Annotated in this window: 18 protein-coding genes and 1 pseudogene; 9 read left to right on the top strand and 10 right to left on the bottom strand. The window is 41.0% G+C overall.

The genetic code is table 11. The features are described 5' to 3' along the window. Nucleotides 1-31: 31 nt before the first annotated feature. The 4 genes from GQR55_RS03975 to GQR55_RS03960 all read right to left on the bottom strand — a co-directional run bounded on the left by GQR55_RS03975 (nucleotide 32) and on the right by GQR55_RS03960 (nucleotide 5920). Nucleotides 32-2848 (bottom strand): hypothetical protein, encoded by a 2817-nt coding sequence (locus GQR55_RS03975; RefSeq protein ID WP_166419526.1) that lies wholly within the window; start codon nucleotides 2846-2848, stop codon nucleotides 32-34. Nucleotides 2849-2970: 122 nt separating this feature from the next. Next, nucleotides 2971-4518 (bottom strand): PH domain-containing protein, encoded by a 1548-nt coding sequence (locus GQR55_RS03970; RefSeq protein ID WP_166419525.1) that lies wholly within the window; start codon nucleotides 4516-4518, stop codon nucleotides 2971-2973. Next, a complete protein-coding gene (locus GQR55_RS03965) occupies nucleotides 4511-5044 on the bottom strand; it encodes a PH domain-containing protein (protein ID WP_166419524.1) in 534 nt (177 codons plus the stop codon). The genes GQR55_RS03970 and GQR55_RS03965 overlap by 8 nt, the downstream gene beginning before the upstream one ends. Nucleotides 5045-5065: 21 nt before the next feature. Further along, nucleotides 5066-5920: a D-hexose-6-phosphate mutarotase gene (locus GQR55_RS03960; RefSeq protein WP_166419523.1), complete on the bottom strand. Its 855-nt coding sequence runs from the start codon at nucleotides 5918-5920 to the stop codon at nucleotides 5066-5068. A 427-nt stretch (nucleotides 5921-6347) separates the two neighbouring features. Here GQR55_RS03960 and GQR55_RS03955 point away from each other — a divergent pair, with 427 nt between their 5' ends. From GQR55_RS03955 to GQR55_RS03915, 9 genes are all read left to right on the top strand, one after another. Next, complete coding sequence (locus tag GQR55_RS03955; protein ID WP_024598783.1) at nucleotides 6348-6830, top strand: MarR family transcriptional regulator; 483 nt, start codon at nucleotides 6348-6350, stop codon at nucleotides 6828-6830. 100 nt (nucleotides 6831-6930) lie between these two features. Then, nucleotides 6931-8256 (top strand): carbohydrate porin, encoded by a 1326-nt coding sequence (locus tag GQR55_RS03950; RefSeq protein WP_166419522.1) that lies wholly within the window; start codon nucleotides 6931-6933, stop codon nucleotides 8254-8256. A 127-nt stretch (nucleotides 8257-8383) separates the two neighbouring features. Beyond that, nucleotides 8384-8779 (top strand): YbaN family protein, encoded by a 396-nt coding sequence (locus GQR55_RS03945; protein ID WP_166419521.1) that lies wholly within the window; start codon nucleotides 8384-8386, stop codon nucleotides 8777-8779. 125 nt (nucleotides 8780-8904) lie between these two features. After that, nucleotides 8905-9537 (top strand): PepSY-associated TM helix domain-containing protein, encoded by a 633-nt coding sequence (locus GQR55_RS03940; RefSeq protein WP_166419520.1) that lies wholly within the window; start codon nucleotides 8905-8907, stop codon nucleotides 9535-9537. Continuing rightward, on the top strand, nucleotides 9537-10046 hold the full coding sequence (locus tag GQR55_RS03935) for a DUF2271 domain-containing protein (protein ID WP_166419519.1): 510 nt from the start codon (nucleotides 9537-9539) through the stop codon (nucleotides 10044-10046). The genes GQR55_RS03940 and GQR55_RS03935 overlap by 1 nt, the downstream gene beginning before the upstream one ends. Before the next feature lie 34 nt (nucleotides 10047-10080). Then, the gene (locus GQR55_RS03930; protein WP_166419518.1) at nucleotides 10081-10926 is read left to right on the top strand and encodes a DUF4198 domain-containing protein; all 846 of its coding nucleotides are present in this window, start codon (nucleotides 10081-10083) and stop codon (nucleotides 10924-10926) included. Between the two features lie 268 nt (nucleotides 10927-11194). Further along, nucleotides 11195-13726: a TonB-dependent receptor gene (locus GQR55_RS03925; protein WP_166419517.1), complete on the top strand. Its 2532-nt coding sequence runs from the start codon at nucleotides 11195-11197 to the stop codon at nucleotides 13724-13726. Between the two features lie 205 nt (nucleotides 13727-13931). After that, nucleotides 13932-14825, top strand: a complete 894-nt coding sequence (locus tag GQR55_RS03920; protein WP_166419516.1) for a DUF4097 domain-containing protein — start codon at nucleotides 13932-13934, stop codon at nucleotides 14823-14825. Nucleotides 14826-15212: 387 nt separating this feature from the next. Continuing rightward, nucleotides 15213-17102 (top strand): monovalent cation:proton antiporter-2 (CPA2) family protein, encoded by a 1890-nt coding sequence (locus GQR55_RS03915; protein WP_166419515.1) that lies wholly within the window; start codon nucleotides 15213-15215, stop codon nucleotides 17100-17102. A 125-nt stretch (nucleotides 17103-17227) separates the two neighbouring features. Here GQR55_RS03915 and GQR55_RS03910 read toward each other — a convergent pair whose 3' ends face one another. The 6 genes and pseudogenes from GQR55_RS03910 to GQR55_RS03885 all read right to left on the bottom strand — a co-directional run bounded on the left by GQR55_RS03910 (nucleotide 17228) and on the right by GQR55_RS03885 (nucleotide 23288). Next, complete coding sequence (locus GQR55_RS03910; protein WP_166419582.1) at nucleotides 17228-17509, bottom strand: hypothetical protein; 282 nt, start codon at nucleotides 17507-17509, stop codon at nucleotides 17228-17230. A gap of 265 nt (nucleotides 17510-17774) precedes the next feature. After that, the gene (locus GQR55_RS03905) at nucleotides 17775-18344 is read right to left on the bottom strand and encodes a PIN domain-containing protein (protein WP_166419514.1); all 570 of its coding nucleotides are present in this window, start codon (nucleotides 18342-18344) and stop codon (nucleotides 17775-17777) included. Further along, complete coding sequence (locus GQR55_RS03900) at nucleotides 18344-18799, bottom strand: helix-turn-helix domain-containing protein (protein ID WP_166419513.1); 456 nt, start codon at nucleotides 18797-18799, stop codon at nucleotides 18344-18346. Before GQR55_RS03900 ends, GQR55_RS03905 begins: the two co-directional genes overlap by 1 nt. A gap of 264 nt (nucleotides 18800-19063) precedes the next feature. Then, nucleotides 19064-19776 (bottom strand): annotated as a pseudogene (locus GQR55_RS03895) (hypothetical protein). Nucleotides 19777-19902: 126 nt separating this feature from the next. Beyond that, the gene (locus GQR55_RS03890) at nucleotides 19903-21693 is read right to left on the bottom strand and encodes an alkaline phosphatase (protein WP_166419512.1); all 1791 of its coding nucleotides are present in this window, start codon (nucleotides 21691-21693) and stop codon (nucleotides 19903-19905) included. An 11-nt stretch (nucleotides 21694-21704) separates the two neighbouring features. Then, nucleotides 21705-23288, bottom strand: coding sequence for an alkaline phosphatase (locus GQR55_RS03885; protein ID WP_166419511.1), 1584 nt, complete (start codon nucleotides 23286-23288; stop codon nucleotides 21705-21707). Between the last annotated feature and the right edge of the window lie 33 nt (nucleotides 23289-23321).

The following is a 23321-nucleotide window of genomic DNA, read 5'->3' as shown; positions in this document are numbered from 1 at the left end:
CTTAGCCTGAATCCCCATACATTTAATAGCTTTATAACGAATAATAAAAGCTCAGCCAAGCACGCATTTCATCTTCAAAACTGTCGCCTTCTACTCGCGATAGCCCCATATTAAATGTTAAATCGTTTACACCCGCAGGACCCATTCCAAAACTAAAATCACCTTGGTATTTTAAGCCGTAGCTTTGTGCATATACGGTGTCGTCGAGTTGATGTTGCTTATAATAAAGCCACGGCATGCCTTCTTTAAAGCTAAAGCCGCCACCGTAACCTTGATAGCGCTTTGCAGTTGCGCTGTAAAAAGGTAACTCCGATGAAAGTACATATTCACTATTTTGCTGCTGATTAATAAGATTTGAGCTAAAGCCCCCTAATGCAAGGCTGCTGTCGTCACGTTGTTTTTGATCAAAGTTTGCATAAAGAGGAATACCAAACGCTTTACCAAAAATTTTGGCGGCTAAATCGTAACCTTGCCAACTATTGTTCTTACTACTGCCATCGTACCAACTGGCATAAATACTTTGGCCTATTGCAAAGTCTTGACGATCATATTGCCAATTCTGAGCAACGCCTAAACGCGTCCAATTTTTATGGCTTTGCTTGTAATCAGTGTAATTGTAGGCAAGCTCTGGCGTTAAATTTAACTGCCCAAATTTAACGGGGTAACTTATTGCGGCAAAACCACCACGGGCATTCATGCCTGCACTTAGACTTTGCTGATACTGGCGCGATGTATCTAAATCATAGTCAAACAGTGCAAGTTTTAGTTTTATATCAAGCGCATTATATTTTGCCTGCACATAACCACCATGCAGTGCCCCATCGTGTAAATCAGTGCTATATCCCGCCTGCAAGTCGAGCTGCTTTAATAAGTCGCTACTTTTAATGCTTAAATCTAACAAACTGGTTGAAGCCGAATAATACTGAGAGCCAAGCGCAAAGGTAGCGTGCTGGTCGAGCACGTTGTAATTTGTTTGCTGCGTTGTTTGGTGCGTATATATTTCAGCTTTTGGAAGCGTATGTTCGTTTACTATTAGCAGCGGTGCTTTTTTGTTGGCCGCAAACTCAGTAACTACAGTGCTTTTTATAGCTTTTGGCAGTGTTTTTACATTTGGCCCATCTGCGGTTATCGAAAAATAGAGTAACGAGCCATCAGCCATTTCAATTGGGTGGGCAACGGCCTCTTGCCCTTGGGTTAACTTGGTGAGTGTTTTACTCTCTATGTTGTAGTTATAAATATCGGTGGCGCTATTTAAACCTGCAACAAAGTAAAGTGACTCGCCATTAAGACTAAAGCTCGGCTGACTTAAATATTGATACCCGTTTGGCATAGGTATTAATTGCTGCTGATTGCCACCTACATTTTGTATATACAATTGCCAATTTTCATTTAATGACGTTGATAAATAAGCTAATTTAGTTTCGTCAGGACTGAGTATTGGGTAATCGTAGGTTGTCTCAAGGCTTTTTGTAAATAATGGTGTGATGGTTTGCGTATTTAGATCAACCTTTACTAATTCAGAGTAACCATCTCTTATTTGCTCGCCATACAAAGTTTCGCCGTTACTGGTTACGTTAAAACGACGTATACCAGCAAGTTCGGTAAGTTGTTCGATATTGCCTGTCTCAATGTTATAGCTAAATATGTCAGACACTTTGTTATAAATACCCGACTCTTCATTGCTGTACGCATTGAAATATAACGTTGTGCTATTTACCCATTGAGGATTTGCAATACCGGCTCGGTTAATTTGATTAAGCACTTGTTTTTGTTCGCGCTGAAACACACTGGGCGTTGTATCGGGAATATCTTGTGCATCGTTTTCGAGTAGCTCTTTTTGCGCTTTAGTAAACTCTTCTTGCGCTTTAATGTTGTCATCCGTGCTATAAATTATAAGCTTGGTATTACTCTCTTTATCTCGCTCAACAATCGCAATTTTACTACCATCTTTTGAAAGTACTGGGTTACTTGCATATAAGTTAAGCTCAAGCCAAAGTTCACTATTAAGTAACGGCTCCCCTTGCTCTATTTGAATTGCTTTATAGGTATATTCAGCTATAAATCGGCGATATAGCTTGGCTGCACTTTGCCCAAACACACCGCTAAATGCCTCATCAAAATTACGCGTTTTTACACCTTGCATTCGCGTCCATACGCTATCGAGCGTTTGTTCTGAATAGTTTTTCTCTAACCAATTTAAAAAGCGGCTACCCATTAAATAAGCCATTGAGCCGCCCATAAAGCCCTGCTCGCCATTTAATTGCCCATACGTTGGCAGTGCGCCCTGTTGAGCAAATTCAATCAACATCGACTCAGAATAGTTATCAAATAACCGCCCTCGCCCTGTCATTTTAGACTCAATCAATGTGGCATAACCTTCGGCTACCCAGCGCGGCGTATCACTGTAGGTTAAGTCGTATAAATCCCATATACCACGCATTTTTTGCTGCCAGTCATTGCGTGTAGGCTGTGCTAAGTGCACTAAGTGAATATATTCATGCAACACAAGTAACTGCTGCCAGCCAGTACTGTTTGATATAACCGTATCCGATTGCGGTGGGGTTGTAAAAAGTGCCATTACAGGGTTATTTGAGGTAGGTAAAGCAAAGCCATTAGCTGCATTTAGGGGATCAAACACCACTACATCAACTGTTTTATCAAGTGCTCGGTTTTGCTGCTCAAGCACTTTGGTGCGTACTATTTCAAGCTCTGTTGCAGTTGATTTAGCAAAATCAGCATGCTCAACACTGTAGTGAATATTAAAATGTTCGGTATGAATAGTTTGCCAATCGGCTGCAAAGCTCGGTGCTGCTAGTAATAAAGCCGATGCGATAAGTGTTTTTTTCATGAGTGTCCCTAAAAGAATTCCTTAATACCATCTAGGGTATTATTAAATGTCTTTCAGGGGCAGTAAGAAAGTGTAATAAAGCATGTGCAAATGTGTATTTACACATGATTTATTAGGGGAGTTTACATCCAGCTGCGAGTATCTGACTCAATCTGCTTAATTGTAAAATCGATAATAAAGTCAGCGTCTTGCTGCTTTATGTAGGGCATAAATGCAAAGCCTGAAGCAAGTTGTATATACAGGCTTTTCAAGCCTGATTTGCGCATTAAGTACGTACTTATACTGCGTGCACTTTGCGCTTTATAAAGCTCAAAAACACGGTAATGAACGCCAATCATGCCTTTGCGTACAACCATGTAAAATCGACCATTATCCTCATGCATGTAATAACCATAACGCTGATACGATAAGGTTACCAAGCCAGAAAACACCACCAAAACGCCAAGGCCAATCAAAGTGTTAATATCGGCAATAAAACAAAAACCAAGCACTAATGCACTGGGTAATAACGCATAAAAGCCTAAGTTTTTATACAAAAGCGCTCGCTCTGCGCGCTTAAAAGCGAGTTTTTTACTATTAAACCACGGATAAATCCATTGGCATACGCTATCAACTTGTTCGCTATTTAATACAGGTAACACTAAGGTTTGTTTATTTTGTTTAGCCGCAACACCTGCAACTAAACCACCGCTACTTGCTTGCAAACACTCCACAGTAAATCGCTTTAGTAATCGGCCCATTAAGTTTTGCTTTATAACAATAGATTGCACTTTATCCATGCTCATCGAAAGCTGATGGCGCTCTAACAAGCCTGCAATACGTTTAAATTTTTGACCTTTAAAGTAAAGCTCAAAATTATAAAAACGAATAAGCGACATAATCACCGATAGCATCACAGCTGCCAAAACTAGCAAAACAATTAAGGTGATCATCGCAAAGGTAGCAGCACTTGCCAACATGCCAAGCTCTTGCTCATAAAAGCCTTCTACTTTAGCAATAATTTGCTTCTCTAAAAAATCAACAATCAGGTTTATAAATGGTGCAAAAGCAGCGATTGCTAAAATAGCCATATTCGACATTAAACCAAATTTGGCGATTTCTTTATTGCTAATGCTTAGCCTATTTTCAGTGGTCTCTGCTTCGCTTTGTTCAGTGCTTTGTATTTCTTCTTGTTGCTGCGCTTTAAAAGCAAAGATCTGTTTACGCATTTGCTGCGCGTAGTCTTTAGTGACACCAGGTAAAACAACTTCTTGCGACACACTGCCTGCAGCATCAAAAATACAATTAACTAAGTTTACGGGAGTAAAATAAAATGGCTCGGCAATATTAACGTTTTGTACGCGGCCAAATTTAAGCGTAAGTCGCTCTTTTTTAAATACGCCTTTGTTAAGCAATATTTCGTTATCGCTACTAATACAAAACTTAAAATTTAAATAATATAAAAATGAGTAAACAAGCAACGAAATCAGCGCAATACCACCTGCAACTTGCGCCCAAAATAATTTATTTTCTACTTGAGTAACAAACACTACAAACATAGGCAGCAAGTTTAAAAGGCCATCTTTTACAAAGCGCACACTAAAATGCACAACAAAATATAAAAGCGCCCAAGATGATACTTTTTGCCAATCATTTGAGCTAGTTTGCTCCTCAATAATACTATTACTCATCGACTAAAACCGCCTGAGGAGCCGTATCGTCTTGACGGTAGTTTTGTACAAATTGACGCATATTTTTACAATCATCATGGGTTAACCCACTAATTTGTAAATCGGCACTTACGCCGCCTGCGCTAAATAATTTGATGCTCGCAAGGCTAAGCTTTCGCTCTATTGGCCCCTGGTGTATTTCCATATGCTGCACTCGCGCTAAAGGCAATACCGTTACTTGTTGCCAAATAACGCCTTTTTTAAAAGCAATATCGTGGTTTCGTACCGCAAAACCTTGCAGCCTTATGCTAACCATGTTGTACAACATGGAAACAGCTACTAAAACGGGCATACCAATTAGCAAGTAAGTTTGCGCACTCTCAGCAAAAGCTTCGTTAAAATAACAAACCGCAATAAGCACTCCAATTAACGGAATATAAAATGTAAGCCAGTTAAGCTGAGTATGTAATAAGGCCTTGTCAGATAAAGACTTAAAACTAATGGCGCTATGCGCTGGTAAATCCATTATTTGTTGATTGTTAAACACAATTGCATCCTATCGGGATTATTAATTAGCCCAGCTAATCGTGGTTACTAATGTATGATTTTGCTTTGGCTCAAGCGTTACTTTATCTGTCAGTACATTAGCAGCCTCTAGGCAGAGCATTGTTTTATATTCATCATCAGCAAAATTAGATAAGCGTTTTGATTTTTCTATCCATGGGTTCCACAGTACACACGAGTTTGAATTTTCACGGCTCACATTAATAACACCTTCTGGCGTATTAATAATTTGTACTGCACTTGCTTGTGTATAAACCATGTCGGTTTCGCGCTCAAAACTTACAACGTCATTTTGCACAAATGGCCCTTCACTAAACTCAATATATTGCGCGCCTTGCAAACCATCAACATGGGTATTTGTAATGTCTGATGTAGGAAAATAGGTATGCAGCGCTTGAGTAAAGCTAAATGGCGTATTTCCTAAGTTAGTCGTAGTTAAGCGAACCTGTAACTTATCACTTAATATAAACTCCACTTTTAATGCTGACTGATGCGGCCAATACGTTGTATTAACTAGCTTCATAGGTAACTTTAAACTAACCGTAATTTGCTCATCAGATTCGTGTACTTCATCGGCTTGCCACACGCTTGTGCGCGCAAAACCATGAGCAGGCCACCCATCGTTAGCGTGTGTACCAAACCACGGCCAACAAACAGGAATACCACCTCGAATACTTGCCCCTTCTTGATAGGTTTCGTCTTGCGATACCCAAATAAGCGGCTCATTATTTTTAGGGGTAAATTGGGTAATTTGCCCACCTTGCAAGAATATTTTTGCATCGCACTTTGCACTAGCTACTTTAATAAACTCAAGACCGGTTTCGCTTTGTTCAATGCTAACTGATGGCGATAATTTCATACCCTTCCCTATAATACTGATACTAAAGATTTTTAATGTTTACATATAAACAATAATGCATGCTTAAAGTATACGCTATTGATATTAAGTATTGATTGCTGAATTTGTTCATTGCCGATTAATATATATACAGTAAACTCACAAACAATTACTTTGTACTAACAGCTGTAAATGAATAATACTAAAGTCTATACAATAAGACTTGCCAATTATTCACAACATACGTACTGTGCGCAACTTAATGCACACAAGATGCTAAGAAAATTTACTAAAATTTAAACAATATAATTTTACATTAGTTACTGCTCTAACTATTAAAAACCAATAAAAGCGGCCTAAAGTGCAATATATTGTTTGAATTCAATTTATTTGATGTGTAACATTTCGCGATTACGGCAAACTACCGCCCCATCGATGAGATAAGCAAATGCAAAAATATGACGAGTTATTGGTTTCTTTACGTAAAGTAATCCGCGCGATTGACTTACATTCTAAGCAGCTAAATAAAACTTCAGGTTTAACTGGGCCACAACTGCTTATAATGCAAGAAGTTAGAAAAACTGATGGAATAACGGCGAGCCGTATTGCTCAAAATGTAAATTTAAGCCCGGCAACAGTCACCAATATTCTCGACAGAATAGAAAGCAGAAACTTAGTAACACGCGTACGCAGTCAAATGGATAAACGCAGAGTGAGCTTATACCTCACCGAGAAAGGAAAAGAGTTACTTGATAAAGCACCTCAGCCATTGCAAGAACACTTTATTGAAAAGTTTTCTGCGCTTGCTGAGTGGGAACAGAGCCTTTTACTCTCATCAATGCAGCGTGTAGCAGCAATGATGGATGCAGATAAATTAGATGCATCGCCCCTTCTAGAAGTTGGTGCACTTACTCAAGCTCCTAAAGAATAAACAATAAAAAAAATACATAGTTTTTGTACTTACTCTAAACGTAAGGCGTTTTTCGACGTCTTGAATTTTTTATTTTTTAATCAAAATCTGAGCGGCAATTATGACTAAACTCTCAAAATTAACACTAGCACTAGTATTAGGTGGTGTTACAAGTACTTCTTATGCGTCTGATGATCTAGACACATTACAAAGCCAACTTAAACAGCTTAAACAACAAATGCAGTTGCTTGAGAATAAGTTAGCTGATGAAAAAACAAAACAGCAAAAAATAAACAAGCAACACGAACAACAAGTTGCAAACATCAGTAAAAAATCTGATCAAAAAGTGGTTGAAGTTGCCGCAGCTACACCAGAGAAAAAAGATGAAGGCATTAAAGTAGGTGGAGCAATACGCTTTAACTACAGCACCAATACATACGATGAAGATACCCAAGATCGCGGTGGCGATTTTGATTTTGATATTTTCCGTATAAATGTGTCTGGCGAAATTAATGATATTTCACTAAACGGTGAAGTACGTTTTTACGATTATATGACCGTTGTTAAGTACGCTTACTTAGGTTACGAGTTTGCAGATGGCTGGGAAGGACAAGCAGGTATAGCGCCAGTTCCTTTTGGTAATGGCCCATACAACTCACACAGCTACTTTTTCAGTACTAACTATTACGTAGGCCTAGAAGACGACTTTGATTTAGGTGTAGTAGTAAAACGTAAACTTAAAGATAACTGGAAACTAGACCTAGGCTTTTTCAAAAATGATGAACTAGGCGGCATAGACGGCAGCTCTTCAGATATTAACCACCGTTACTCTTACGATATTATTGGTAGCCGCTCAGCAGATGAAGGTACATACGATGCACCCGGTTCTCGCATAGGTGAATACAATACCTTTGCTGGACGTGCAACGTATCAAATTGAACACAGCAAAAACGTAACTACCGATGTGGGCGTATCGCTATTAAGTGGTGGCTTACATGATGGTAACGATCGTGCAGGTAACTACGGCGCATGGGCATTTCATGTTGATAGCACAATTAACAACTGGAATATCCAATTTCAACACGGTGAATACGACTACGACCTAGACGACAGCAGCGACCGCTTTGTTGTTGGTGCGTATGCGTATTACGACACTGTTTCTAGCGAAGCAACTATGACTAACTTTAACGTTGCTTATAATTACTCGCTTGATTGGGGCCCAGTTACCGACATTCAATTTTACAACGATTACGGCATTATTTATGACAAGTCTGACGATAGCGCAGATACATGGATGAACGTAACGGGTATGAGTGTTGCTGCTGGTGGCTTCTTTAGTTACTTCGACTTTATTCAGGCACGTAACCAGCCGTTTATTGGCGGAACAGTTATTGGTGATGGCGATACAGAACGTCGCTTCAACATAAACATCGGTTACTACTTCTAAACTGCTAACCACATTTATCTTTTGAAAGGGCAAACTTAGTTTGCCCTTTTTTATTGATTTTAAGCTTCGAATTAATAGTTATTTAGCCTACAATTACAGATACCTGAGCACGCTAAAAAGAGCCTAAGTGAATATAAAAACAGCCTTTATTTGTTATAAAAACTTATGGTTTAAAGCGCTTGGTTTGTTACTTGTTGCGCTTGGTATCATAGGTATTGTGCTGCCCGTTATGCCTACCACTATATTTTTTATTTTGGCGCTTACCTGCTTTACTCGCTCATCCCCCGAGCTTGAAAAGTGGCTGTTAAACCACCCGCGTTACGGTGCAACTCTGCAGCAATGGCAAGCCCACAAAGTAGTTCCCGTTAAAGCCAAATGCTACGCCGCTATTGGCATGCTAATAGGGTTTATATTTTTACTTTATTCAGCCGCCCCTATTTGGGTTATTTACCTTGTTGCAGCAATAGAAATATCGGTAATGATTTACCTTATATTAAGACCTTCCAGCCCTCCTAAGCATTAAATATTCATTTTTTACCTGCATACCACCTTATATTTCAAAGTTTTTATGTAAAGATAAGTAAGTAAATTTGTAATAGCTAATGCAAATCATTATCATGTTGTAAATTTAATTTATTAACTGTTTTTATGTCGTTTATTAATAAGCGGGCTTTGTATAGTACAAGCCGTGCTCTACATATTTATATTTCTACAGCTTTGTTTTTTTTGCTTATTTTATTTTGCGTTAGCGGCATTGTGCTTAATCACGTCGATTGGCTTAAAAACGATAAAAATAACGGTCAAGTAACCGCAACGATTCCTGCAGAGCTAGTTACTAAAGCAAATGCACAGCTAAATACGCTGCCAACGCTTTACCCAGAAATAGAAGCTTACTTAGCTAAGCAGTATTCACTTACAAAAGTAAAAAGTATTGAGTGGGAAAAAGAAGACGCACTTGTCATGCTCGACTACCCACTACCAGCGGGATTTGCCTACGCAGAGCTTGATTTTACAACTGGCGAGCTAAGCCTTGATTACCAAACAGGGGGCTTTTTAAGCCTTATTGGCGACTTACATAAAGGTCGCTACACCGGTGAAGTATGGAGCTGGGTAATTGATATATCGGCCGTATTAATGATTTTATTTGCCATTACCGGCATGATTATTTTATTTCAAAATAGAAAAAAACGCTTAGCAGGAATATGGATAACCTTACTAGGAGTCGCCACTCCACTGGTTATTTATTTATGTTGGGTTCCACAAATAAAAGGAGTGTCTTAATGGTTAAATTTAAATTATTTATAAGCGCCACGTTACTACTTGTAGCTGCGTTTTTTCAAACATCAGCGTATGCGCAAACACCACAGCTAGAAGTTGAATTAACGCTTCCCGACTTAGATGTACAACCGTATCACCGCCCATACGTTGCAGTTTGGCTTGAAACACCCGAGCGCAAACACGTTACAACGCTGGCACTTTGGGTGCAAAAAGCAGAGTGGTTTAAAGATTTACGCCAATGGTGGCGTAAAGCCGGTAAAAGCGATGCCAACTTTGACGGCATTAGCGGCGCAACCAAACGCGCCGGTACTTACACTATAAATTGGCAAGGTAATGATTTAGACGGTAACCCCGTAAAACCAGGCAAATACTTACTAAATATTGAAGTTGTACGCGAAGAAGGCGGCAGAGATTACACCCGTGTTGAGCTTGATTTAACTAAATCAGGCAAGCTAACAATTGATGGTAAAAACGAGTTTTCTAAAAGCTTCGTCACTGTAAGCACTAAGTAGCTGCTACTTAATCATTTAAATTTAAGGAAATACAATGAAAATTAATTTATTAAAAACTGCATTAATCGGCGCATTGAGTTTATCTGCTTTAGTGTCAACTTCAGCAAATGCACACGGACGCTGGTTACTACCTTCGCACACGTCGCTTTCTGGCGATAAAGCTCACTACGTAATGATTGACGCAAGTATTTCAAACGAAATGTTTGCACCTGATAAAGCCTTTAAGCCAAAAGAAAAAGGCGCAGAGTACGACGACACATTATTAATGGCACTTGCGCCAAACGGTGAGAAAGTATCTGAGACTATCCGTGCTTATTACCTAAAGCGTAAAAGCTCAGCAGCGGTAAGCTTAACAGAGCAAGGTACTTACCATATTGCCATGACGCAAAAGCCAATGTATATGACCTTCTACAAAAACGAAGAAGGTAAGCGCAAGCGCGTATTTGGTAAAAAAACAGAAGCCGAGTTACCTAGCAATGCAAAAGATGTAACTACAACGAAGGTTGTTTCAACAGTAGATACATTTGTAAGCCGAAATGGCACCTCAAAGCCTGCACAGTTAGGTTTAGGCTTAGAGCTTAGCGGTCCAACGCATCCAAATGATTTATTTGTAGGTGAGCAAGCACGTTTTCAATTACTACAAGATGGTAAATCTGCCGGTGAAGGCATTGAAGTAAGTATTTTAAAAGGCGACACACGCTACCGTAACGAGCGTGGCGAAGTAAAAGTAACAACCGATAAAGATGGTATGTTTACAATTACATGGAAAGAACCAGGCCTATACCTAATCGAAACCTCTAATAAAGTTAAAGTAAACGAAGAAGGCGTAGATGCAGGACGTTATGCATTATTTACAACGCTTGAAGTTGCCCCTGAATAATTTAAATCACTAAATTTAAAAAATTGAAAGGCCAAGCATTTGCTTGGCCTTTTTACGTCTTACTAACTTTTATCTAAAATTCCCTTGAATTCGCAACCATTCGACACAAGATTGCAACTACAACGATCCAAACGTCTCTATCGTGCGTAAACAGTGGCTTCACTTGTTAACAACTTAGAATATCTTAGATAGTTTTTATCTTTGCACTAGGGTAGCCGCTTCTATATGATGCGCTCCTTTTCGACTAGCAGCTCTTGGGGAACAATTAATGACTTTTAAGCGTTTATCTGCAAATAAACTCGCACTTAGCTTGGCCGTTACCACTGCACTTAGCACACCTTACTCTATGGCCGTTGCCGCAGAGCAAGATAATCAAGCAGAAAAAAATATCGAAGTAATTTCGGTTACCGGTACTCGCAGAAGCCTACGCAGTATTGCCGAAAGTACGGTACCTGTAGATATTATTACCAGCGGTGATATGCAAAGTACCGGTCAGCTAGAAATAAGCCAAATACTAGCAAACCAAGTACCTAGCTTTAACTACCCAAGCGCGACTATGGGTGATGGTACTGACCATGCAAAACCTGCTGTTTTACGTGGTTTAGCGCCCGATCACACATTAGTGCTTATTAATGGTAAGCGCCGCCATGCCGGTGCGTTATTAAACTTAGCGGGTGTTGTTGGCCGAGGCTCTACAGCTGTTGATTTAAACATGATTCCAACTTCAGCCATTAAACGTGTTGAAGTACTACGCGATGGTGCGGCCGCACAGTACGGCTCTGACGCAATTGCTGGCGTAATTAACATTGTACTTAAAGATGCCTCAGAAGGCAGTAGCGTAAGCGTAACGTACGGTAAATACGACACTCAAATGGCTGGCGTATCTCAGCTAGAAAGCACCTACGCAGATGCAAACGGTAACCTTGCGTTTAATACCGGCGGCGACAGAGAAGTAAACGACGGCGCAACGCGCACTGTTAGTGCAAACTCTGGCTTTTCGTTATCTGATAACGGCTTTGTAAATGTATCTATTGAGTACCGCGATAACGACTCAACTCAACGCTCTGGCTTTGACCCACGCGAACAATACAGCCGCCTTGATGATGGCAGCCTAGACCCACGCGAGTTTACTATTGATCGTTACAATCACCGTTTTGGTAAAGCAGACCTTGAAGACTACGCTTTGTTTTACAACATGGGTTACGATTTAGATAACGGCTATAACCTTTACTCGTTTGGTAGCTACTCAAAACGCGAAGGTAATTCAGGTGGTTTTTACCGCCGTGCAAAAGACGACCGCAACGTTTTAGAAGTGTACCCAGATGGCTTTTTACCGCAAATTGAAACCGATGTACAAGACTACTCGTTTGCACTGGGCTTACAAGGCGAAACTAACGACTGGACATGGGATGTAAGTACCAACTACGGCCGTAACGACTTTGGTTTTGGCGTTGTAAACAGTATTAATACATCATTAGGTGCAGACAGCCCAACCGAATTTGACAACGGTGCATTGGTTTACGATCAGTTTTTAGTAAACGCAACGGCCAATACCACGCTTGATTTTGGCTTGCCAGATGACGTATTTTTTACCGTAGGTACTGAATACCGCCACGAAAGCTATAAAATAGAAGAAGGCGAAGAAGCGTCTTACATCACTGCTCTTGATAGCGACGGCAATCCAATTGCAGCCGGTGGCGCGCAAGTACTTGCTGGTTTTGGACCAGAAAGTGCGACTGACGAAAGCCGCCATAACGTAGCAGTATTTGTTGAGTTTGATACCTACTTAACAGAAAACTGGAACGTCGTTTTAGCGGGTCGTTATGAAGATTACAGCGACTTTGGTGACACGTTTACCTCTAAGCTTGCTTCGCGTTACAGCATTACTGAAAACCTATCGCTGCGCGGTGCAATTAGCACAGGTTTCCGTGCGCCATCTTTAGCGCAAAGCTCGTACCGCCAAATATCAACCGTACTTGAAAACAACCAACCATTTGAAGTTGGTTTATTCCCTACCGATTCAGCAGCAGCGCAAGCACTAGGTGCTCAGCCGTTAGATGCTGAAGAGTCAGTAAACGTTACAGCAGGCTTTATTTACACTCAAGGCAGCTTTAGCTTAACGGTTGATGCATACCGTATTGATATTGATGACCGTATTGTTTTGTCTGAAAACTTAGAAGGCGATGCAGTAGTAGAAATACTACAAAATGCCGGTGAGCTAAATACAGAAAGCGTACGTTACTTTACCAACGCTATCGACTCGCGCACGCAAGGTGTAGATATAGTTGCTACTTACAACTTAGATTTAGACAACTTAGGTGATTTACGTTTAAACGTAGCCGCTAACTTTAACGACACCGAAGTAACGCACGTAAACGACAACCCAAGCGAGCTTAATTCACTAGGTGAAGACTACGTTGTTTTTGCGCGTCGTGAAGTAGGTCGTTTTGAAGAAGGCACACCAGATAGCAAATGGAACCTATCGGCAGTGTGGAACTTTAACGAATGGCAAACTACGCTTCGTGCAACGCGCTACGGTGAAGTCGCTGATATTTCAACAACAGCCGATCGCGATGAATACCTAGACCCTAAATGGATCACCGACCTAGAAGTGGCATACCGCCCAGACGAATATTGGAAATTTGCCGTTGGTGCAAACAACTTATTCGATCAGTACCCACAAGCAACCGTGGATAACATTGGTTACTCTGACTTTGGCCAAATATTCCCGTACACACCGTATGCGCCTTACGGATTAGACGGGCGCTTTTTATACGGTAATATTACTTATAGCTTTTAATTAGTTCCCTAATAAAAGCTGAGCAATTATAAAAGGATGCATCGCGCATCCTTTTCATTAATAGTTGGTTATTTTAACCACTTATTAGTATTTCAACTTTCATAAAAAACCATCACCCCATATAAAACAACAACTTACATTCCGGCCTCATTTTTGCTCTATATTGTTTATATAAATACAAACAATAAATACCAAAGGACTAAACATGAGCTCATCAACTGTATCTAGCATTACAAAACCACTTTCACTTATTGGCGGTATTTTATTATTAAGTGGCTGTGTATTTCATATATCGCCAAGCGTTGCGTCAGTTAAGCAAACCAAACAGCTTTCACTGCCAAACAATAATCTAGAATACTTAAATGTATTAAGCGGTGCAGGTAGCCTTGAAATAAAAGGCTCAAAAACGGCCACCAGCATTAGTGTTAATGCCACTATTTACACAGCCGACATTGAAGACGAATACGAGCTAACGCTCGAGCAAGACGGTAAACAGGCAAAGCTTGTTGCCCAAAATAAAAGCCGTAATGGTATTAGTTTTTACAATGGCCAATCTCCACATATTGATTTAGTGGTTACTGTGCCAAGTAATCTCAATTTAGATATTGATGATGGCTCTGGCGATATGGTTATAAGTGCTATGCAGAGCAATATTGATGTAAAAGACGGCTCGGGTGATTTAACAATTAACGGTGCTAAAAACCTAACAATCGATGATGGCTCAGGTGAAGTAAACCTTGAAAACATCGCGGGTAATTTAGAGCTTACCGACGGCTCTGGCAGCATTCATATAAACAACGTAAGTGGTAATGCCATTATTGAAGATGGGTCGGGCGAAATGCACGTAAGTAACGTGAGCGGCACACTAAACGTTGAAGATGGCTCGGGTGAAATAGTAATTAAAAATATAAGCGGCGCTGTTAATGTAGATGATAATTCTGGCGACATGCTTATTGAGCATATTGGCTCAAGCGTTACTATTGAAGACGGTTCGGGCGACATTCGTGTTAATCATGCCAAAGGACTCACTATTACCGAATCAGGCTCGGGAGATGTAAGTATCGATAATATTAGCGGCTCTGTAAGAGTAGCTGATTAGGGCGTGTTGATCTTTGTGGATTGAAATTTGTTCAATCTAGGGGCGATTAAATCGCGGCGCGAGGTTTGTAACCTAGTGGGCTAAGTAAAAACCGAGCAACAAAGAGTTAATCGTCCCTAGAAAGAACCCAAAGGGCAGCGCATGTTTGGTATTTATGCTGCGTTATCGCCTATTCATGGGGAATAACCAAACTACATAGGCTCCGCCTTGCCTAAAAACCAAACATACTGCTGCAAATTCACCCACCAAAGATCAACACGCCCTAACAGTATGAGCTAAAAATAACGTATTTTCAGCCACATGAATTATTGTATTTTATAAGAACCTAAGTCATTCTATTTATGCTCAAATACCTTGAGCATAAATAGAATGACTTAGGATAAACGCGTGTTAGAAATAGCTTTAATTTACTTAGCAGCAGCCATTGTCGCTGTCCCTATTGCAAAAAGAGTCGGCCTTGGCTCAGTGTTAGGCTATTTAATTGCCGGCATACTTATTGGCCCTTATGCCTTAGGTGTGGTGGGCGATCAAACCGATGTAATGCACTTCGCTGAATTTGGCGTAGTAATGATGCTGTTTTTAGTGGGCCTTGAGCTACAACCTTCGCGTTTATGGAAGCTTCGCCACTCTATTTTAGGGCTCGGTGGCTTACAGGTTGTGCTTACTGCCGCCGCTATTTTTGCATTTTGTTATTGGTTTTTTGCCATGCACTGGCAAACTGCACTCGCCATTGGTTTAATGCTCGCGCTCTCCTCTACCGCTATTGTGCTGCAAAGCCTTGAAGAAAAAGGCTGGCTAAAGCAAGAAGCCGGACAAAACGCGTTTTCTGTATTGCTGTTTCAAGACATCGCCATTATTCCTATTTTAGCGCTATTGCCACTGCTTGCATTTGCCCCGCAAACTAGCTCAAAAGACATTAGCGATTCGATTATTGCAAGCTGGCCTGTATGGCAACAAGTATGTGTATCAGTCGCGGTTATTGCCGCTATTATTGCCGGCGGTAAATATGTATCGGCACCGTTATTTAGATATATAGCGCAAACCCACATGCGTGAAATATTTACTATTTTTGCACTGTTTTTAGTGGTCGCTATTGCACTGGTTATGCAAAGTATTGGTTTATCGCCTGCGCTGGGGACTTTTTTAGCCGGCGTTGTACTTGCCGAGAGCGAATTTAGACACGAATTAGAAGCCGATATAGAACCCTTTAAAGGCTTACTTTTAGGATTGTTTTTTATAACTGTTGGCGCATCAATTAACTTTGAACTGCTATTTAACGAGTTTAGTACCGTTATAGGCTTAGTGGTTTTACTCATTGTAGTTAAAGCCTGCATTTTATTTGCCCTTGCCGTTACCTTTAAAATTAACAGTAAACAGCAGTTATTATTTGCCTTAGCGCTTGCCCAAGGGGGTGAGTTTGCCTTTGTACTTTTAAGCGTAACCACCACCTTAAGCATTTTAACGCCCGAGCAAACCAGTCTTGTTACCTTAGTTGTTGCAGTATCAATGCTGATTGCCCCACTGTTATTAATGCTTTACGAACAACTGCAAAAACGCAGCAGCAGTGCTTTACCTGAGTTTGATAAGCCAGAGCAAATTAGCACCGCTAAGCACGTAATTATTGCGGGCTACGGACGTTTTGGGCAAATTATGGGTCGCTTACTGCACGCGCAAGGCTACGAAATTACCGTGCTTGATCACAGCCCTAGTCAAATAGAATTACTGCGCCGTTTTGGCAATACCGTATTTTATGGCGATGCCGCACGCCAAGAACTCCTTGAAGCCGCAGGCGCGCACACAGCACAAATGCTAGTGGTGGCAATAGACGACCCCGATAAAACCATTGAGATAATTAAGCTCGCCCATAAAAACTACCCGCAGCTTAAAATTGTTGCTCGCGCAATCGACCGCCGCCATGCGTATCAATTACTTAATTTAAAAGTAGATGCGTTTAACCGCGAAACAGTCGACTCAGCAATTAACTTAGCGGTAGAGGCACTCGAGTTACTAGGTAACACTAAGCAAGATGCAGAGCGTGCAGGTAAACTGTTTAGAGACCACGACCGCGCTGCAGTAGTACAACTTGCTGCGTTATGGGGCGACGACGCCACCTACGGCGTAGCAGTGCGCCAACGCATGGAAGATTTAAAACACGTACTACAACAAGATAAACAAGCGCAAAGCGATTTAAACACCTGCGACAGCGGCGATTGCGAAGACGGCTTAACAGAAGTAGCGAGTAAACCTAAAAAGCCTGATGATGCTCATCTTGAGTAGTGTTAGGCGGTTGAGTTTGAGTTCTTAGTAGTAAGATCCAAATAATAGGCGGCTACGAGGTAGCCGTCTGTGATTTGTTAGACTTAGTTTTCTTGAATGACTTTACCCTACTCGGAATAAAACCGTTATACGCATGTACTCTTAATTAATGAATTTTGTTTATGAATTTCTTTAGAGTCTTCATTAGTTTTTGCGATAGCCAGATCAATTTTAGCTTTTTTGCATTTATCAGATAATTCTTTACTCATAAGGTGACTTTGGTCTTTTTGATACTGAGCCATACCTTCCACACCGCTATATTGATCTCTACTTTCAGGTGCTCTGTCTTTTTGGTATGAGGGTGGGTGAGTTGCACCACATGCTGATAATAAAACGATTAGTGAAATTGGAATTAATTTATTAAACAATGCTAATACTCCTTGTGCATATAACAGCTCTACCAAAGGACATTTCCTTATTTTCACTAAAACGTCCCTATAGTGTGAACTTCTATTAATAACAAATAGTGTAAGTTATTACCAACTATAAATATGTTGAAAATATTGAGTTACTTTGGAAATAAGAGGAAGGCAGCCTAATAGCATTACTTGATGCTTGTGACTTAAATTAACTCCTTCTTTAAACGTTTATTTATAGGGCATAGCCGCCTCAGCAGCTTTTAGCTAAATGGGATTAAAGAATTGCTTGAAATTGCTTCAGTTTAGAAACAAAGCTTGGTAACTTTTGTTTTTGTAAACAAGCTAAAAACTCTTCTGCGCTCATTTGGGGATTCTTTAAACTATTTCTTTGTTGCTGGGCAGCAGTTATACATGCACTAGCATTCAATTCGAACATATCACATAGAAATTCATCTGGATGAATAGCTGACAACTCTAATGGATCCAACTCTTCTTTAGGGAAATCCTTTAAATTGAAAGTAATAATTGATTCCGCTTGACCTTTAATTGCAGCAGCAACGACATGCCTATCATCAATATCAGGTAAAGTAAGACCATTAATTAATGGCTCATAGCCTTCAATCAGACAACCCGGAACACTTTTGTCCATAAGTTCTCTAGTACGCTTAAGTTTTTCAGGGTCTAGCTCTGGGTTATTTTTTATTAAATTTCTAATCCATTCATCATGAATTTGATTAGTCCACCTTGCTCTGTAAAGCCCAGTACAAGCTAAATACATCAGGTAGCTACGAAGCGGTGCCGGATACATAACACATGCATCAAGAATTACAGTATATGAAGACATTAATATCCCATACCCATTTCCTGATCCAATGCAGATAAATCAGCAAGAGTAGCGAGACTTTCCTCTTCAAGGTGTTTTTTATGCGCCATAACGTCCGCAAAAGCCACCTTTCTGCGATTCCCAGAACGAGTAAAAGGAATAATTCCAGAATCAAGAAGTTTAATAAAAGTTGGGCGAGATACGTTTAGAAGATCTGCTCCTTCTTGCGTGGTTAGCTCTGCATGAATTGGTGTGATGCTAACAGAGTTTCCTTGCCCCAGCTGAGTTAATACTTCAATCATTAAGTTTAACGCATTTGCAGGGATAGTTACTTCATGCGACTTGCCACTTTTTTTATCAATAACATTAATAGTTTGGGCTTCACCGTTTGTTTCCATTACAGCGGATAGCTCTTGACTACCAAGTCTAGCCAATGCAATTTCTTCAGCACTTGGCAATTTTGTAGCTATGCTCATTTTGTTTCTCTCTATTTATAAATACGTAGCTCAAATTTCACTACCTCTTTATTATCCGAAACATTCGAAAAAATGTCAATATTCGCAGCATTCGAAAAAACATCAATGCTCGAAAAAGAAAGTTTCCTCATCTATTATTTTCGTGGTGGTAACTTTATTAACTCGTTCATTAAATATTTGCTCGTAGCTCATATTCTTCTACCTGCTGAAGTATAAACTTAACCTCAAAACAGCAAACAAACGATGAGCTACAACATTTAAAAACTAGTGGTGATGCCCGCCTTGAATAGCTTCGCCTTGCTGGTTATAAAAGCCTGTTGCACTGTGTTCTATAAACCCAAGGTTTATCATTTTAGCTAAAAACGGGTCGTTTTCGTTATCGCCAATATCGGCGTAATCGGTGGTTTGAAAGCGATCCCATTTGGCAAACTGCTCAGTTATTTCTGCTTTATTGCTGTTTACATTATTAAGGCTAAGCACAGTGTTTGTTTGGGCTTTTTTATTAGTTACGCTAAAGGTTTTAACTAAGTTTGATTGCGTAAATAAAGCGAGTTTAAATTGGTTATCGTCCTCGGTAAGTGCGTAGTTTTTTACTTCATCGCAGCCTGTGCCTTGGGTGTTTAAAAGCGCCATTTTTTCAATTAAATGTGCATCCACCAGCTGGTTTTAGCACTCCAATTTTGCACACCGCGCACCTCAGATGGCTGATATTCAATACCGCGTTGTTGGGCATTAAAATAACGAATAGGGCGAATTTGCTTATTAGCTAAGTGCTGCCAAAGCTCGGTAATTACTTGGCGTTGATGCGCTACTTGCTGATCGTTTCGCCAAAGGGTAAGTGACTCATTACTTTGCTGCGCTTTATGGCTGTTGGTAATTTTATAATCGGCTTTTAAATATTCGGCATTAATATCGCACTGCGCTGCTAATGTGCTGGTGCTTGCTAAGGTTGCCATTAAAAACAATGCTACTTTCATCGGTTAATCTCTTATTTAAACGTCACTGTAATAGCCATACAATAACGACTTACAATGGCATTTTTATGACATAAAAAAACAACTCGCACAGGGTACGAGTTGTTTTTAAACATACAAGTTAGCGGCTTACTGCGTTACTTTTTCGTCGGCTGTTTTAACTAAATCAGCCGCAAAGTCCATTACATGGAATAAAAAGCTTTGCTCGTTTGTGCCTGTTACTAAGTGAGCGCCAGGGCCCATTGCGTATACACCTACATCTTCACCGGCATGAGTTTCTGAGCCTAGCGGAACGAGCGCTTCTTGATGAAAGCCCGGTGTGGTTGTATCAACATCGCTTAAATCAACACGCCCTGTAACCGGTGCGGCTAAGTAAGATGCATCGGCATTGGTTTCATCGCCTAAATCTCTGTAGCCTAAACCATTGGTGTAGCCAACAGTTGTGTATGGCATATCGTCGGCAGCAAGGCTTGGCTCAGTTGCACCAACCGCGACTACTTTACCTAGTATTGGGTTGCCACGTTTAGGGTAACCGGCAATGGTAAATACATGGCTATGATCGGCTGTTACAACTATTAATGTTTCTTCTGGGTTGGTGTTTTCCATTGCCACTTTTACGGCTTTAGCCAGCTCTACGGTATCGTTTAGTGCGTTGTATGCGTTACCCGCATGGTGCGCGTGGTCAATACGCCCTGCTTCTACCGATAAGAAAAACCCGTTTGCGTTGTTATCAAGCACGTTAATTGCTTTTGCGGTCATTTGCGAAAGCGAAGGCTCGCCCGCTACGTCGTTTGCGCGGTCGGCTTCGTATTGCATGTGAGATTCGTTAAACAAGCCAAATACTTTAGTAGCATCGTCGCTTATTGCATCAAAACCGGTTTGATCCATTACGTATGTGCCGCTTGGGTAAGTTGTTTGCCACTCAGTCACTAGGTTACGGCCATCAGTACGATCGCCTTCTACTGCGCTTACTGCATCGCTTGAATTTGCCGCTGCATCTTTTGGTAAAAAGTGACGACGACCGCCCCCCATTACTACGTCAATGCCATCTACATCAATGCCTGCAAAACGCGCTTCTAGGTTGGCTTCAAAGTTAACTAGTTGCGATGCGATGTCTTCACATGCCTCAGAACCTGCTGGCATATCTGAAATATCTTCCCAGTTACGATCAGCCGATTTAGCATAGGTTGCAGCTGGTGTTGCATGAGTAATTCGCGCGGTTGAAATAAGGCCCGTTGATTTACCGGCTATTTCAGCAAGTTCTAGCGAGGTAACCAGCTCATTACCTTGGGCGGTTGAACACACGCCGCGTTCAATGTCTTCATCTACCCCAATTACGCCAACGTCGGTTTTAACACCCGATACCATTGCCGTCATAGTGCCTGCCGAGTCTGGCGTTTGTGCATCTACGTTGTAGGTTTTAACAAAGCCTGAATAAGGCATGGTTTCAAAGCTAAGCTGGTAGTCTTCACCTAAGCCGCCTTCAAGCTGGCCCGCTAAAATACGTGCAGCCGTTACGGTTGAAATACCCATACCGTCGCCTACAAATAAAATAACGTTTTTAGCTTTGCCTGATTCGGTAACAACACTTGCGTTAGCTTGTTGTGTTTTTGCAAGCTGAGCCTGCGCGCCGCTATACCATTCGTTGCTTGTTAAGGATGCTAGCTGCTCGCTAGTAAGTGATGTAGCGGGTGCGTTACACACTAAATTAGTAGACGTTACTTCACTGCTATCAAGCTCGTCATTTTCGTTTGTATCTGCGCCTGTTTGGGTTTCTACGCCGCCATTTATACATTGCTCAGAGCCTATTGCTATGGCGTTGTCTACTGCAATAATATTGTTTTCGCTTTTATCGTTATCACTTGAGCAACCCGCTAGCGCGACCATTACTGCCAAAGAAAGTACTTTTAATTTGTTCATGTTAGCCGCCATTATTGCTGAGTTAGTTCAAGAGCTTGATTAATTAAATGAAACACTACATTTTGCTCAATTACGCCTTGGGCAAGTTGTGCACCGGGGCCTTTTGCGTGTAGTGAAATGTCTTCACCGGCATGTGTTTCTGAACCGAGTGGCACGGTTGTTTCTTGGTGAAAACCGGGTGTTGTTGTATCAACTCCATTAAGCTCAACACGTCCGGCTACTGGGCCAGTTGCATAAGCAGCATCGGCATCTGTTTCATCAACTAAATTTCTAAAACCTAAACCATTTGCATAGCCTACTGTGGTGTATGGCATATCGTCGGCGGCTAGGCTTGGTGTAGTTGCACCCACTGCAACTACTTGACCTAAAATTGGGTTACCGCGTTTAGGGTAGCCTGCAATAGTAAATACGTGGCTGTGATCGGCGGTTACTAAAATAAGGGTTTCTTCTGGGTTGGTGTTATCTACCGCTGCTTGCACGGCTTTAGCAAACTCAATGGTATCGTTAAGCGCATTGTATGCATTACCCGCGTGGTGCGCGTGGTCAATACGACCCGACTCAACGGTTAAGAAAAAGCCTTTTTCGTTTTTACCCAATACATCAATAGCTTTAGTGGTCATATCGGTAAGCGAAGGCTCGCCCGCTACATCGTTTGCGCGGTCAGCTTCGTATTGCATGTGGGATTCGTTAAATAAACCAAATACTTTAGTGGCGTCGTCGCTTATTGCATCAAAGCCTGTTTGATCCATTACGTACGTAGCATCTGGGTATTGTGTTTGCCACTCAGTCACTAAGTTACGCTCGTCAGTACGATCGCCCTCTACCGCGCTTACTGCGTCAGTTGAGTTAGCGGCTGCATCTTTTGGTAAAAAGTGACGACGACCGCCCCCCATCACAAAATCAAGGCCGTCTACATCGGTACCTAAATAACGGGCTTCTAAGTTTTTTTCAAAGTTTACAAGTTGCGATGCAATATCTTCACATGCTTCTGAACCGGCTGGCATATCTGAAATATCTTCCCAGTTACGGTCGGCCGATTTAGCATACGTTGCCGCTGGCGTTGCATGAGTAATACGCGCTGTTGAAATAATACCCGTTGCTAGGCCTTTAATTTCAGCAAGTTCTGTGGCTGTTAAAAGCTCGTTACCTGCAGCGCTTGAACATACGCCACGTTCTATATCTTCATCTACGCCAATAACACCTACATCGGTTTTAACGCCTGAGATCATCGCGGTCATTGTGCCTGCAGAATCAGGCGTTTGTGCATCTACGTTATATGTTTTTACTTGCGCTGAGTATGGGAACTCTTCAAAGCTTAAATAACCTTCTTCACCTAGCTCACCCGCGCGCTGGCCTTGTAAAATACGTGCAGCGGTTAGAGTAGAAATACCCATACCGTCACCTACAAATAAAATAACGTTTTTAGCTTTTGTTGTTTGCTCACTTTTCGCTTGAGTTGTTTTTGCAGCTAACGTGGTTTGGGCATTTGTATACCAGCTACTTTGTGCTTGGCTTTGTGGTAATACATTGGCATAGCTTGGTGCACTTAACATAAACGTTAAGCCAACTGCCGCAGCAACTTTTTTTATTTTCATCCTTTATTATTCCCATTGTGTAGTGGTTATTTT

This window comes from Pseudoalteromonas sp. Z1A8 (genome assembly GCF_011378855.1).
In the GTDB taxonomy this organism is placed as follows: Bacteria; Pseudomonadota; Gammaproteobacteria; order Enterobacterales; family Alteromonadaceae; genus Pseudoalteromonas.
The sequence above is the reverse complement of the archived record's forward strand: the minus strand, read 5'-3'. Positions and strand labels throughout refer to the sequence as shown.

What these genes read in the sequence shown, in the direction of transcription:
- GQR55_RS03975 (WP_166419526.1), bottom strand. Translation starts at nt 2,848, where the DNA reads ATGAAAAAAACACTTATCGCATCGGCTTTATTACTAGCAGCACCGAGC.
- GQR55_RS03970 (WP_166419525.1), bottom strand. Translation starts at nt 4,518, where the DNA reads ATGAGTAATAGTATTATTGAGGAGCAAACTAGCTCAAATGATTGGCAA.
- GQR55_RS03960 (WP_166419523.1), bottom strand. Translation starts at nt 5,920, where the DNA reads ATGAAATTATCGCCATCAGTTAGCATTGAACAAAGCGAAACCGGTCTT.
- GQR55_RS03955 (WP_024598783.1), top strand. Translation starts at nt 6,348, where the DNA reads ATGCAAAAATATGACGAGTTATTGGTTTCTTTACGTAAAGTAATCCGC.
- GQR55_RS03950 (WP_166419522.1), top strand. Translation starts at nt 6,931, where the DNA reads ATGACTAAACTCTCAAAATTAACACTAGCACTAGTATTAGGTGGTGTT.
- GQR55_RS03940 (WP_166419520.1), top strand. Translation starts at nt 8,905, where the DNA reads ATGTCGTTTATTAATAAGCGGGCTTTGTATAGTACAAGCCGTGCTCTA.
- GQR55_RS03935 (WP_166419519.1), top strand. Translation starts at nt 9,537, where the DNA reads ATGGTTAAATTTAAATTATTTATAAGCGCCACGTTACTACTTGTAGCT.
- GQR55_RS03930 (WP_166419518.1), top strand. Translation starts at nt 10,081, where the DNA reads ATGAAAATTAATTTATTAAAAACTGCATTAATCGGCGCATTGAGTTTA.
- GQR55_RS03925 (WP_166419517.1), top strand. Translation starts at nt 11,195, where the DNA reads ATGACTTTTAAGCGTTTATCTGCAAATAAACTCGCACTTAGCTTGGCC.
- GQR55_RS03920 (WP_166419516.1), top strand. Translation starts at nt 13,932, where the DNA reads ATGAGCTCATCAACTGTATCTAGCATTACAAAACCACTTTCACTTATT.
- GQR55_RS03905 (WP_166419514.1), bottom strand. Translation starts at nt 18,344, where the DNA reads ATGTCTTCATATACTGTAATTCTTGATGCATGTGTTATGTATCCGGCA.
- GQR55_RS03900 (WP_166419513.1), bottom strand. Translation starts at nt 18,799, where the DNA reads ATGAGCATAGCTACAAAATTGCCAAGTGCTGAAGAAATTGCATTGGCT.
- GQR55_RS03890 (WP_166419512.1), bottom strand. Translation starts at nt 21,693, where the DNA reads ATGAACAAATTAAAAGTACTTTCTTTGGCAGTAATGGTCGCGCTAGCG.
- GQR55_RS03885 (WP_166419511.1), bottom strand. Translation starts at nt 23,288, where the DNA reads ATGAAAATAAAAAAAGTTGCTGCGGCAGTTGGCTTAACGTTTATGTTA.